Raw genomic sequence first — 13,201 nt, forward strand, 5'->3', positions numbered from 1 at the left:
CATAACCCGCATCAAGCACAGATATCAGGAAACAAATCCCTCCACAAAGGATTTGTTTTCTGAATCAACTCAATCTTCCAATCCCGCCGCCACTTCTTAATCTGCTTCTCACGAGTGATAGCTGCATAGATATCAACATCCTGCTCGAACCAAACCAACTGTTTTACACCGTATTCCTTGGTAAATCCATCAACCAAACCCTCACGATGTTCCCATACGCGTCGGACTAAGTTTGAGGTAACTCCGGTGTACAAAGTACCGTACCTGCCACTCGCCAGAATATAGACATAGCTTGATTTTTCCATTTTTCTCATCCTTCAAGGTATGAAAAAAAATAATCTCGCTATCGCTAAGGCTTGATGCTGACGTTCCGCAAACGTCTTATGGATTCGCGCTTTCGCGGGAATGACGGGGTGGTTAGTTGGCGTTGCTGGTATCGGCGACGACGGCGTCGCCGATGGCGTAGAAAGTGCCGCCAGCGATGTAGTGCAGGCTGCGCAAACCTGGGTCGGCACTCTCGAAATGCCAGTGGCCATTGCTGAACACACGTTCGTCCGCATACGCGGCCACCACTTCGCCGATGAACAGGTCATACACCTGTTCATTGCGCGGCTCGGGAATCACTTTGCAGACCAGCCACGCTGACGAACCAGAGACCAGCGGCACATCATAGCCATCCACGCGGAACAGCTGCACGCCGGCCTTGGCCAGCTTGTCCGGCGTATCGATTGCGCTGGTATGGCCGACGTCATACGTCAGCTGGACCTGCGACACATTCGGCACCTGCAGCGCGAAGTAGCCGCTCTGCTCCACCAGCGGCCGCGTGGCAGTCGCCTTGTCCAGCACCACTGTCACCTTGGGCGGCGAAAAATCCAGCGCGCACGACCACGCCGCAGACATCACATTCTCAACGCCGTCATGCGCCGCCGACACTAACACCGTCGGCCCATGATTCAACAAGCGATACGATTTTTCCAGTTCCACTGGTTTGATATGCTGATCCACTTCTCACTCCTTAACTACGCGGCGCGACAATGTACACAACCTTGCCGATCATCGCTTTGGCGGACACAAAGCCCCAATAGCGGCTGTCCAGACTATTATCGCGGTTATCGCCCATGACAAAATAACTGGCAGCGGGCACTGTGCAGCGGATCGTCTCGTGCTCAGTCGTGCACTGGCCTGGCAAATCGTAGGCGCTGCTGCCATGCCACGGCGTAGCGCTGTCGTTAATCAAAATATCGTGTTCGGTCTGGCCCAGCTTTTCCCGGTAGCGCTTGAGATAGACCAGTCGTTCCGCATCCAGATATTCTCCCAATGCTTTGCCGCGAACATCAACACCATTCACGAACAAATGCTTGTCGTGATAAACGATTTGATCGCCCGGTAGCCCAACAACACGCTTGAGATAAGTCGTACTAGGATCACGTGGATAATCGAAAACCATGATGTCGCCGCGCTGGATTGGTGCGGACATCTCCGCACTCCCCAGGCGCACGCCCATCGTGCTGAAATGCCCATAGCCCCATTTTTGTACCAGCAGGTTAGAACCTCGCATGACCGAAGGCTGCATGGAAGTAGACGGCGCACGAAATGGCTCGTACAAAAAAATCCTCAGCAGAGACACGATAACCACCGCAACTGCTGCTATCGCCGTCAAGCCGTACCAGCGCGAGTACCAGCGCCGGACTTCGCCTTCCGCGCTCGCAGCAGCGAAGCGATATGCTCTCAGCGCCCAGAATACGCCAAGGGCAACCGAGAGCAAGCCAAATGCCAATTCAAGCGAAGCGTCAGGCAAGAGAAAACTCGCGAGACCAGCCACCAAACCTACTACGAGACTGATCGCGCTCCACCGAGGTGCATCAACATACAGAAAACCTAGCGGCGCGGCGATAAATCCAAGTACAAGAGCAATCCATTTTTTGGGTTTCAAGCGATCTCCAGGCGAAGGGCTAAAGCCGCCAGCGTGACAAACAATACCGGCAAGGTCAAGACTATCCCCACGCGGAAGTAGTAGCCCCACGAGATGCGCGTGCCTTTGTTGGCCAGCACGTGCAGCCAAAGCAGCGTGGCCAGGCTGCCGATGGGCGTGATCTTCGGACCGAGGTCGCTGCCAATCACGTTCGCATAAATCATCGCTTCGCGCACTGCACCGTGCGTCGTGGTGGCATCAACCGACAGCGCACCGACCAGCACCGTCGGCAGGTTGTTCATGATCGAGGACAGGATGGCAGTCAGGAAGCCTGTGCCCATGGCTGCGCCCCATACGCCATATTGCGCGCACCAGTTCAGCGCTGCGGTAAGGTAGGCAGTCAGGCCGGCGTTACGCAGGCCATACACCACCAGGTACATCCCCAGCGAGAAGATCACGATCTGCCACGGCGCGTGCAGCAGCACTTCGCGCGTCGAGATGCGATGGCCGCGCGCTGCGACCACCAACAGCACCAGCGATCCAAACGCCGCCACCGCGCAAATCGGCACGCCCAAAGGTTCGATCACAAAGAAACCAACCAGCAGCAACGCCAGCACCCACCATCCCGCAATGAAAGTCGGACGGTCATGGATCGCCAGCGCCGGATCCTTGATCTGCGCAACGTCGTAATCGTCAGGAATATCGCGGCGGAAGAACCACATCAGCACAGCCAGCGTGGCCGCTACAGCGACAAAGTTCACCGGCACCATCACCGATGCATAGCGCGCGAAGCTGACGCCGAAATAATCTGCGGTGACGATGTTCACCAGGTTGGACACGATCAGCGGCAAGCTCGCGGTATCGGAGACAAAGCCCGCCGCCATCACAAACGCCAGCGTCGCGCGGGCCGAGAATCCCAAGGGATTCAGCATCGCGATCACAATCGGCGTCAGGATCAGCGCCGCACTATCGTTGGCGAACAGCCCTGACACCACGGCTCCCAGCAGCACCAGCAACACAAACAAACGCTTGCCGCTGCCGCCGCCCCAACGCGCCACGTGCAATGCGGCCCATTCAAAGAAGCCCGCCTTGTCCAGCAACAGGCTGGTAATGATGATGCACACCAGCGTCGCCGTCGCATTCCAGATGATGTGCCACACCACCGGAATATCGCTCACCTGAATCACACCCGCCAGCAGTGCCGCTGCCGCGCCCAACGAAGCGCTCCAGCCGATACCCAAGCCGCGCGGCTGCCAAATCACCAGCACCAGCGTGGCGATAAAAATCAGTAGTGCGTTCAGCATCCGATGCGCTCCAATGCTTCTTTGGTGATGGCAGGCAGCGCCAAAAACGCCTCGATGCGGGCGCGGATAATGCGGTAGGTTTCTTCAAATGCCGCTTCGATTTCTTCTTCCGTGCCGACCACGTGGCCGGGATCATCCACGCTCCAATGCGCGCGCAACACCGGCGCGAGATAGGCCGGGCAGGTCTCGCCGGCCGCACTGCCACAGACCGTGATGACGATATCCGGCGTCACCGGCAAATCATTCCACGACTTGCTGAAATAACCCTCTGTCGAAATCCCCTTACGCTGCAACAGCGCCACCGCACGCGGATGCAGCTTGCCGGCCGGCTGGCTGCCAGCGCTAATCGCCCGCCACGCCGGCGGTGCCAGATGATTAAAGGTCGCTTCGCTCAACACCGAGCGGCAGGAATTACCGGTACACAGGAAAAGAATGTTCATGGTTTGCACGAGACGCCACCGCAGCAGTTTTCAGTTAAAAATCCGATCAGGCCATTCATCTTGGCGATATCGGCTGAATAAATGACGAACCGTCCGTCCTGGCGCGACGCGATCAAGCCCGCATGCGTCAGCTCCTTGAGGTGGAAGGACAGAGAAGACGGCGCAATATCGAGCCGCTCGCCGATTTTGCTGGCGGCCAGTCCATCCGGCCCGGTCTGCACCAGCAGCCGGAACATCGCCAGCCGGCTCTCCTGCGCGAGGGCCGACAACGCAGCCAAGGTTTGTTTAGTATTCATGCGAAGCATGCTACCGCAAACCATTCGACATTTCAAATAATATCGAAATGAATTGGCCATAAAAAAAAGCCCGCATCTCTGCGGGCTTTGTTCCAATGTATTACCTATTCTTCAATCGTACCGGTCTCCAAGGCTATCTGCCAAGTGAGGCGGCGTCTCAAACGCCCATGCTATCTGCATGGTGCCCTTGACGTGTAAATCGACCAACGTATTCGGAATTACAACTCCAGCGTCTGCGTCACCTGCGCCCTTGAACTTACACAACTCTGGAGCGCGGCGCATTGGCCGAACGTGGGACTGTTTGCTTGCAAACCTCAACCACTGAACGTAGTGTATCACACTTTTTGTGCGTCGCACAAATTATTTTATTTGTGTACGGCCACGCCCCACGCGCTCGAATTCGGAAATCACCTGCGCGCCGAATAGCAGCAAGGTCGCACCGATCTCCAGGCTGAACATGACGATGATGGCAGTGGTCATCGAGCCATACACCACGTTCACCTGCGACAGGGTGGAGAAGTACCAGACGAGAATGCGCCGCGCCACTTCCCACAGCAGCGCCGCCGTCACGCCGCCGATCAGCGCGTGCGACAAGGACAAGCGCCCCACCGGCATCACCAGGTAAATCGATGACAGCACCAGCACCTCGCCCGCCAATCCCAGTAAATACAGCAGTGCGCCAGACACGCCATGCAGCGACCAGCTATAACCAAACAGCTGCACACTCTCTTCGCCCAGCACCTGCAAGCTGCCCGCCACCAGCGTCACCAGCAGCATGCCCGCGCCCAGCGACAGGATATAACAATAGGGCATGATGGCCGAGACTAGGAAATGCCGCCGCCGTATCTCCACGCGGTGCTTGAAAATCACGCACATGGAGTTTTCCAGCACCGTGAACGCCAGTGAACTGAAAAACAGCATACTGACCAGCAGTACGCCGCCGACCAGGTCGCGATGCTCAAGAAACTGCCCCACCTCGGCCACGATCGGTTTGGACTGCCCCGGCACCAGCCAGTTCAGATAGCGCCCCACAGTGGTCAGCAATTCCTGCTGGTCGATTACGTGCGACAGCGCCACCACCACCAGCATCAACAGCGGCAGGATAGACAGCAGCGAGTAATACGCTACCGCGCCCGCCAGCAGCAGGCCTTGATTGGCGCGGAAGCCTTTCAGGCATTGCACCGTAAAATCCATGGGATGGCGCGCCACATAGGCCAGCGCCCTGCGGTTGAACAGGTTCATTCTGTCATCTTAGGCACAGCTCAGTGTGCGGTATGTGCGTCTACGTCCAGATAACGCCAGTTGGTGAATTCCACCGGATGGCGACGGTAATTTTTCAACCACGGCTGCTGCAAGTCGGCGGAGATGGGATGCGTCAGCAGCACCCACGGCGTATAAGCGTGGATGATGTTCGCCAGTTCATCATACAGGGCCATGCGCTGCGGCGACTCCCCCATCAAGCGGGCTTGCTCGTAACGCTGATTGTATGCCGGAAGATTGAAACGCGCGTAATTGGCGCGGCCGGCGTTGGGACCATACAGCAGCTGATAGAAATTGTCGCCGTCGGGGAAGTCGGCCACCCAGTTCGTTTCGAACATCATCACTGAGCCAAGGCGCGAGGCTTTGATGATTTCCGTTTTCTTGTCGCTCTTAAAGACGACCTTCAGGCCGATGGCATTCAGGTTCTTGCGCCACAGCTCATCGCGCAAACGGCCGACGGTGGAGGATTCGCTGTGCATCACCAGCGTGAGCGGCTTGCCGTCGGGCTGAGTGCGAAAACCAGCGCTGGATTTGCGGTAGCCGTAGCGGTCCAGCAGCGCATTAGCCAGCGCGGGATCATAGGCCACCGGGCTGCGGTACTGCGGATCGTTACCCAGCACATTCGGCGGCAGCGGCGTGATGGCGGGCAGTGCGAGGCCCTTCTTCATGGTACTGATATCTTCGTCGCGGTTGTAGCCTAAAGCGATGGCGCGGCGCAGGGCGACCTTCTCTTTGCTGTAGCCGCCGATGACCGGATCGTCCATGTTCATCCACATGTAGTAGGTCTGCAGCACCGGGAAGGGCGCGAGGATGATGCCTTTGCGGGCCAGTTCGGGCTTCAGTTTCGCATCATCGGTGAGCACCATTTCCTTCATCGACTCCGGCAGCTGTTCGAGGAAATCGAATTCGCCATTCAGGAAGCCCAGCACGCGCGACTGGTATTCCTCAACGATTTTGATGTCGATGCGGTCCAGCAGCGGCAGGCGCTTACCCTCAAATTCCGTCGGGCGGAAGTCGCGGTTGGCCAGCAGGACGATTTGGTCGCTATGCTTCCATGTGCCGATTTTGAACGGGCCAGTGCCGACAGGATGATTGCCGACTTGTGCGCCGTATGTCTCCACCACTTCGCGCGCCATCACGCCGGTGGCCGGCATAGCGAGGTAGAACAGGAAGTTGGGATCGGGCGCTTTCAGGCGAATGCGCAGGGTTTGAGCGTCCACGGCTTGGATGTCGGCCACGCCGTCGAACAGGTAGAGCCACGGCGATTTCAGCGTGGGGTCGTACAGGCGCTTGAAACTGTAGACATAGTCGCTGGCGGTGACTTGCCGTTTAGCGGCCTTGAAAGCGGCATCCGACGTGAAATAGACGTCCTGCCGCAGGCGGAAGGTGTAGGTTTTGCCGCCATTCGTTACTTCGGGCATGGCGGCCAGCGTGTTGGGGATTAGCTTGACCGGACGGGCGGTGTAATCGTAGCGCAGCAGGGGATCGAACAGGTTTTCCAGCAGGCTGAGAGTCGCCACGTCGGAAGCCACGGCGGGATCGAGGGCGGTTTCGCCGGTGCTGAGGAAGGCATGCAGCACTTTAGGCTCGGCATGGGCCCCCGCGTGCGCGAGGGCGACGATCATTGCTGCACAAATTTTTCGCATCAATCTCATGGCGCCTCGCACGGTAAAGCGGCAGCTTATAACTTTTTGGGCTGGCTTACCCGTTATACTTTGCAGATCACCTACTGCACTCGATAAAAATGTCGCTCAATTACATCTGGTCCGGCTTCTTCCTGGTGGGCTTTCTGGCCTCACTGGCGCAGTTCCTCTTCCTGGGCGACACTGAGATTTTCAAGCGCATCATCGACGGTACTTTCGATTCCGCGCGCGCCAGCGTAATGGACATCGCCCTGCCGCTGGCCGGCGTGATGACGCTGTGGCTTGGCATTATGAACGTCGGCGAAAAAGCCGGCGCCATCGACCTGCTGGCCAAACTGATTTCACCCTTCTTCTCGCGCATCTTCCCCGGCGTGCCGGCCAACCATCCGGCCACCGGCCACATGGTGATGAACTTCTCGGCCAACCTGCTGGGCCTCGACAACGCCGCCACGCCGTTTGGCCTGAAAGCGATGGAAAGTCTGCAAACGCTCAATCCCAGCAAGGACGAGCCGACCGACGCGCAGATCATGTTCCTGGTGCTGCACACTTCCGGCTTGACTTTGATCCCGCTGGCCATCATGGCGCAGCGCTCCGTTCTCGGCGCGGCTGATCCGTCCGACATCTTCATTCCCTGCATGGTGGCGACCTATGTGGCGACCATGACCGGCATCATCGCGGTGGCGATCCGCCAGCGCATCAACCTGTTCAACCGTGTGGTGGTGGGGTGGCTGGGCGGGATCACCGCCTTCATCGTCGGCGTGATCTGGTACTTCACGCACTACCTGACCAAAGCCGAAATCGAAGTCGTGTCCAAAGTCTTCAGCAATTTCGTGCTGATTGCCGTGATAGCGGGCTTCATCATCGGCGCGCTGCGCAAGAAGGTGAATGTGTTCGAGGCGTTTATCGAAGGTGCGAAAGGCGGCGTCAAAACGTCGATTACCGTACTGCCGTATTTAGTCGGCATGCTGGTGGCGATCGGCGTGATTCGCAACGCGGGCTTGCTGGGCTTTGTGGTGCAGGGCTTCAGCTGGTTGTTCAGCCATCTCGGGATCAACACCGATTTCGTGCCAGCCCTGCCGACCGCGCTGATGAAGCCACTGAGCGGCAGCGCTGCCAAAGCCATGATGATCGACACCATGCAAACCTATGGCGTTGATTCCTTTGTCGGCCGCCTGGCCTGCGTGTTCCAGGGCTCGGCCGATACCACCTTCTACATCGTCGCGCTGTATTTCGGCTCGGTGGGCATCCGCAAGACGCGTTACGCGATCTCCTGTGGCCTCATCGCCGATTTTGCCGGCGTGATTGCTGCGATTGCGGTTGCCTATGTCTTCTTCCATTAAAAGTTTGCTCGCTGCCGCGCTGTTGGCGGCGGGCGTAGTTCATGCCGCCGATTTGCCGGAGCCGGTGGTGCGGCTGATGCAGTCGTCCGGTATTCCGCTGGAAGCTGCCGGCATCGTCGTCTTGCGCGGCGATTCCACGCTGGTGTCGCACAACGCCACGCAGAGCATGCAGCCTGCGTCCACCATGAAGCTGTTCACGGCCATGACGGCGCTGGAGCAGCTTGGCCCGGTGTTCCGTGGCCGCACCGAATTCCGCACCAATGCCGATGTAGTCAACGGCGTCTTGCAAGGTGACTTGATCCTGCGCGGCGGCGCCGATGCGGACTTCAACGAGGACGCGCTGGTGCACATGGTACAAGCGCTGCGCAACCAGGGCATCCGCAAGATCAAGGGCGATATTGTGGTTGACCGCCTGCTGTTCCAGCCATCGCGGCCGGATGCAGGACAGCCGCCGTTCGACGAATATCCATGGGCGTACTACAACGTCATTCCGAATGCGGCACTGGTCAACACCAACCTGCTGAAAGTGGAGATGCGCTCGACCGCCGACAAACTGTCGCTGGTGATGATGCCGGAGCTGGACAAGGTCACCATCCGCTCCGAGATGAAACTCAGCGACGCCGCCTGCAGCGCATGGGAAAACGGCTGGCGCTCACCGGACTACGCGCGCAAGGGCGAACGCATCGAAGTAGTTTTGCATGGCAGCTTCCCAAAAGACTGCATCAAATCGACCAGCATCAACGTGCTGGATAGCCAGGACTACCTGGCCCGCCTGCTGCTGGCCGAATGGCGCAAGCAAGGCGGTTCGCTAACCGGCGAAGTGCGCGATACCACGGCGACTACGGTGGCGCCTCGCCTGCTGGCCGAACACGTCTCGCGCACGCTGCCCGAAGTCCTGCGCGACACCAACAAACAATCCGACAACACGCTGGCCCGCACTGTCTTCCTGAGCCTCGGTAGCCTTGAAGCCGACGCCACGCTGGGTAGCCGCCCACTGGCCGCCGATGCGGCACAAACCAGCACCGCCATGCGCGCCGAAACCGCGATTCGCGCCTGGCTCCAGCAGCACAACATCGACGGCAACGGCCTGATACTGGACAACGGCTCCGGCCTCTCGCGCACCGAACGCGCCACGCCGGCGCAACTGGCCGGCGTGCTGCAAGCGGGCCTGAAAAGCCTGTGGATGCCCGAATTCCTCTCCACCTTGCCCATCGCCGCCACCGACGGTACCATGCGCCGCCGCCTCAAGGACAGCCCAGCCGCGCAGCGCGCTCGCCTGAAAACTGGTAGCCTGTCAGGCGTGATTGCCATCGCCGGCTACGTCCCGGACGCCAGCAACCAGCCCTGCATTGTTGTCGCCATCCTGAACGACGCCCACGTCGCCAATGGCGCCGGCCGCGCCGTACTGGATGCATTGGTCGACTGGGTGGCCCGCAACTAACAGGAGCCAACATGAAACAGCGCGCATTAGGACAGCAAGGATTAACCGTCTCCGCCCAAGGCTTGGGCTGCATGGGCATGAGCTTCGCGTATGGCGAGGCTGACGAAGCAGAATCGATCGCCACGCTGCATCGCGCGCTTGAACTGGGCGTGAATTTCTTCGATACGGCCGAAGTGTACGGCCCATACACCAACGAAGAGCTGCTGGGCCGCGCATTCAAAGGCCGCCGCAGCGAGGCGGTCATCGCCACCAAATTCGGCTTCGACATCCGCAACGGCGCCAACGTCGGCGTCACCAGCGACCCGGCACAAATTCGCGCCAAGGTGGAAGGCTCGCTGCGCCGGCTCGATACCGATTACATCGACCTGCTCTACCAGCACCGCGTCGATCCGCAAGTGCCGATCGAAGACGTAGTTGGCGTGATGGCCGACCTGGTACGCGAAGGGAAGGTGCGCTATCTCGGCTTGTCCGAAGCCGGCATCGCCAACATCCGCCGCGCGCATGCCGTGCATCCGATCAGCGCCTTGCAGAGCGAGTACTCGCTGTGGGAGCGCAATCTGGAAGACGACATCATTCCCGTGCTGCGTGAACTGGGCATCGGCCTGGTGCCGTTCAGCCCTCTGGGACGCGGCTTCCTGGCTGGCACTGCGAAACGCGCGGAAGAATATCCGCCTACCGACTTCCGTCACCTCGACCCGCGCATGCAGGGCGCGAACTTCGACGCCAATATGCAGGCCGCGCAAGCCGTGCGCGATTTGGCCGCAGCACGCGGCGTCGCCCCAGGCCAGATCGCGCTGGCGTGGGTGATGCAGCAGGGTGACGACATCGTGCCGATTCCCGGCACGCGCCGTCGCAGCAATCTCGAACAGAACGCCGCAGCCGCCGGCATCACCCTCAGCGCCGCCGATACGGCCGCGCTGGAAAACGCATTGAAACAAGTGGCCGGCCTTCGCTACAGCGCGGAACGCATGGCCACCGTTGACCGATAAGGATTACATTTGAAACGTCTCGCACTTGCTTTTGCAGTTAGCTGCTGCCTCCCGGTTTTCGCCGCCGATTTGCGCGGCGCTGTTGATCAAGCCATCCAGCCGTTAATGGCGGAATATGATGTACCCGGCGTTGCCGTCGCCGTCACGGTGAACGGCAAGACCAGTTTCTTTAACTACGGTCTCGCGTCGAAAGAGAGCAACACACCGGTCAGCGAAAACACGCTGTTCGAACTAGGATCGGTCAGCAAGACCTTCACCGCCACGCTGGCGGCGGTAGCGATTGTGGAAAACAAGCTGTCGCTGGACGATCATCCAAGCCGCTACATGCCGCAATTGAAAGGCCACGCCGTCGACAAAGCCACGGTGCTGAATCTCGGCACCTACACGGCTGGCGGCTTCCCGCTGCAATTCCCGGATGCGGTGAAAAACGACGAAGCCGGCATGCTGGCCTACTTCCGCAACTGGAAGCCGAAGGCCAAGCCGGGCAAGCTGCGCGAATATTCGAATCCGAGCCTCGGCCTGTTTGGCCACATCACGGAGCTGGCTTTGAAAGAGGATTTCGCCGATGCCATGCAGCAGCGCGTGTTGTCGCCGCTCGGCCTCACCAGCACCTACATCAACGTGCCGGAAAGTGCGATGCCGAACTACGCGTGGGGCTACGACAAGGACAAGCCGGTGCGCATGCGTCCCGACCTGTTCTCGGAACAGACTTACGGCGTGCGCACCACTACTGCGGACATGATCCGCTACCTGCAAGCCAATCTCGAACCGGCCAAGCTGGATGGGACGCTGCGACCAGCCATCGCCAGCACGCATATCGGCTACTTCCGCACGGGTTTGATGACGCAGGGTCTCGGTTGGGAGCAGTTTGCGTATCCAACCTCGCTGGAAAATCTGCTGGATGGGAACTCCAGCAAGATGCTCTTGGAAGGGAATGCGACCAAGCGCATCACACCGCAAGCGGAATCCGGCTTATACGACAAGACCGGTTCAACGCGCGGCTTCGGCGCGTATGTACTGTTTGTGCCGGAGAAGAAAATCGGCGTGGTGATCCTGGCGAATAAAAACTATCCGATTCCGGCGCGCGTGAAAGCCGCCCACGCGATCCTGACGCAACTCGAAAACTAAAGCACGCGCGTGTAGTGCTGGCGAACGTGTATACGATCGCCGCAATCGAAATGCCACCATTCGGTGTTGATGCCGTGCCAACCGTTGTGCAGCATGGCGTTGCGTAGCCAGTGGCGGTTTTCTATTTGCTGCGATGTGAGTGCGCCAATCGCCAGCAAGCCTTCTTCCAACGCGGGATGCGAGCGTTCGGTCAAGTCGTCGAAGCCGGTGCCCATGTCGAGTTCTTGGCCATGCACATCCATCAGCGTGAGATCGAGCGCCATGCCGAAGGAGTGGATCGAACCGCGTGTGGGATCGGCGATGTAGGTCAGCAGATCCGTGCCTTGCAGCGCGGCCCACAGCTGTTCCTGCACGCGCTGCGGGCGCAGGGCATCCAGCACCAACAGCTTGTATTCAGGTTTGCGCGCGGCTAGCCATGCCGCTGCGCCTTCCAGCGCGGCGGCGGCGTCCTTGTGCAGCCAGTGGCAATCCAGCGGAGAGTAAAGATCGCGGCCGACGAAGTTGTCGGCCGTGGCATAGCGCAGGTCGACCGCGATGCCTGCAATGGTGTCCAGCCGGCGGAAGTCAGGACGGCCGGGGATCGCTTCACAGGGGACGGTCAGCGCGTTCATCGTCCTTCGGGAGAGGGAGCTGGCGCCACTGGCAATGGACTGGTCAGCACATCCAGCAATGCCGCTGTTTCCGCGTCCGGCGTGCCGTCGTACAGCGATGGGCGGTACTTGGTCTGGAACACCGAAATCACATTGCGCGTAGCCTGATCCAGTTCGCCGTTTTGCGGCACCGCGTAGCCCACCTCCGCCAGCTTGCGCTGGAACCACGCCACTTCCGGCAGCTGCTGCAGGTAGCCTGGCACGCGCGCCAGCACCCGGCTCGATTCCGGCCACGTGATCAGGCCCGCATCTGCCAGCTGCTTCCATGGGAACAGCGGCCCCGGATCCTGCTTGCGCTGCGGCGCGATGTCGTTGTGCCCGAGGATATTCCCCGGCGCGATGTTGTGGCGCTTGACGATATCCTTCAACAGCACAATCAGCTGGTCAATCTGCGCCTGCGAGAACGGCGCATACACACGCCCCTCCGCCGTCTCCTTAAAGCCAGGATTCACAATCTCAATCCCGATCGACGCCGAGTTAAGCTGGTTGTAAATCTTCCAGCTACTGATGCCTGCATGATTCGACTGGCGCGATTCATCCACCAGCGTGTAGAAAAACGGCTGTTCCGTATCCGTCAGCAGATAGTGCGCGCTGACGTCGGTGGTGGTCAGCGTCTTGACCGAGCGTGGCGTATCACTCACCGTGTAATGCAGGATCACGTACTTGATACGGTCACTCTGCCCGCGCGCCGACAACGAGTGGTCAAGGCGCGGCGCATCCGGCGACGGCACCGTGGCGCAACCTGCCAGCAAAGCAGCGACAGCGAGGAGGGGAACGATCTTCATGGCCAAATCTCGA

The 13,201-nt window shown here is 59.5% G+C and carries 14 protein-coding genes; 4 read left to right on the top strand and 10 right to left on the bottom strand.

Annotated elements, in window-relative coordinates; all coding sequences use genetic code 11:
• Window positions 1-11 precede the first annotated feature (11 nt).
• The 8 genes from GTP46_RS09065 to GTP46_RS09100 form a co-directional block, all read right to left on the bottom strand.
• Complete coding sequence (locus tag GTP46_RS09065) at window positions 12-305, bottom strand: GIY-YIG nuclease family protein (protein ID WP_161006310.1); 294 nt, start codon at window positions 303-305, stop codon at window positions 12-14.
• A 112-nt stretch (window positions 306-417) separates the two neighbouring features.
• The gene (locus tag GTP46_RS09070; RefSeq protein WP_161006311.1) at window positions 418-1,005 is read right to left on the bottom strand and encodes a flavin reductase family protein; all 588 of its coding nucleotides are present in this window, start codon (window positions 1,003-1,005) and stop codon (window positions 418-420) included.
• Between the two features lie 10 nt (window positions 1,006-1,015).
• Window positions 1,016-1,933, bottom strand: a complete 918-nt coding sequence (gene lepB / locus GTP46_RS09075; RefSeq protein WP_161006312.1) for a signal peptidase I — start codon at window positions 1,931-1,933, stop codon at window positions 1,016-1,018.
• A complete protein-coding gene (locus GTP46_RS09080) occupies window positions 1,930-3,216 on the bottom strand; it encodes an arsenic transporter (protein WP_161006313.1) in 1,287 nt (428 codons plus the stop codon). Before GTP46_RS09080 ends, lepB begins: the two co-directional genes overlap by 4 nt.
• The gene (locus GTP46_RS09085) at window positions 3,210-3,656 is read right to left on the bottom strand and encodes an arsenate reductase ArsC (RefSeq protein WP_161006314.1); all 447 of its coding nucleotides are present in this window, start codon (window positions 3,654-3,656) and stop codon (window positions 3,210-3,212) included. The genes GTP46_RS09080 and GTP46_RS09085 overlap by 7 nt, the downstream gene beginning before the upstream one ends.
• Window positions 3,653-3,952, bottom strand: a complete 300-nt coding sequence (locus GTP46_RS09090) for an ArsR/SmtB family transcription factor (RefSeq protein WP_161006315.1) — start codon at window positions 3,950-3,952, stop codon at window positions 3,653-3,655. The genes GTP46_RS09085 and GTP46_RS09090 overlap by 4 nt, the downstream gene beginning before the upstream one ends.
• A 360-nt stretch (window positions 3,953-4,312) precedes the next feature.
• Window positions 4,313-5,194: a YihY/virulence factor BrkB family protein gene (locus tag GTP46_RS09095; RefSeq protein WP_161006316.1), complete on the bottom strand. Its 882-nt coding sequence runs from the start codon at window positions 5,192-5,194 to the stop codon at window positions 4,313-4,315.
• A gap of 20 nt (window positions 5,195-5,214) precedes the next feature.
• A complete protein-coding gene (locus tag GTP46_RS09100; protein WP_229258867.1) occupies window positions 5,215-6,837 on the bottom strand; it encodes an ABC transporter substrate-binding protein in 1,623 nt (540 codons plus the stop codon).
• Window positions 6,838-6,956: 119 nt separating this feature from the next.
• Here GTP46_RS09100 and GTP46_RS09105 point away from each other — a divergent pair, with 119 nt between their 5' ends.
• From GTP46_RS09105 to ampC, 4 genes are read left to right on the top strand one after another with little or no spacing between them, the layout of a single operon-like run.
• Window positions 6,957-8,195 carry a spore maturation protein gene (locus GTP46_RS09105; protein ID WP_161006318.1) on the top strand — a complete coding sequence of 413 codons (1,239 nt, stop codon included), beginning with the start codon at window positions 6,957-6,959 and terminating at the stop codon, window positions 8,193-8,195.
• Window positions 8,179-9,636 (top strand): D-alanyl-D-alanine carboxypeptidase/D-alanyl-D-alanine endopeptidase, encoded by a 1,458-nt coding sequence (gene dacB, locus GTP46_RS09110; RefSeq protein WP_161006319.1) that lies wholly within the window; start codon window positions 8,179-8,181, stop codon window positions 9,634-9,636. Before GTP46_RS09105 ends, dacB begins: the two co-directional genes overlap by 17 nt.
• Window positions 9,637-9,647: 11 nt before the next feature.
• The gene (locus GTP46_RS09115; RefSeq protein WP_161006320.1) at window positions 9,648-10,625 is read left to right on the top strand and encodes an aldo/keto reductase; all 978 of its coding nucleotides are present in this window, start codon (window positions 9,648-9,650) and stop codon (window positions 10,623-10,625) included.
• 9 nt (window positions 10,626-10,634) lie between these two features.
• On the top strand, window positions 10,635-11,753 hold the full coding sequence (gene ampC, locus GTP46_RS09120) for a class C beta-lactamase (RefSeq protein ID WP_161006321.1): 1,119 nt from the start codon (window positions 10,635-10,637) through the stop codon (window positions 11,751-11,753).
• On the opposite strand, the gene GTP46_RS09125 is transcribed toward ampC, so the two are convergent.
• Both GTP46_RS09125 and GTP46_RS09130 read right to left on the bottom strand, forming a co-directional pair.
• A complete protein-coding gene (locus GTP46_RS09125; protein ID WP_161006322.1) occupies window positions 11,750-12,364 on the bottom strand; it encodes a M15 family metallopeptidase in 615 nt (204 codons plus the stop codon). The two genes, ampC and GTP46_RS09125, sit on opposite strands and share 4 nt — an antisense overlap.
• Window positions 12,361-13,188, bottom strand: a complete 828-nt coding sequence (locus GTP46_RS09130) for an N-acetylmuramoyl-L-alanine amidase (protein ID WP_161006323.1) — start codon at window positions 13,186-13,188, stop codon at window positions 12,361-12,363. Before GTP46_RS09130 ends, GTP46_RS09125 begins: the two co-directional genes overlap by 4 nt.
• Window positions 13,189-13,201: the final 13 nt, after the last annotated feature.

Origin of the sequence: Duganella flavida (assembly GCF_009857445.1) — a bacterium.
Lineage (GTDB): Bacteria > Pseudomonadota > Gammaproteobacteria > Burkholderiales > Burkholderiaceae_D > Rugamonas > Rugamonas flavida.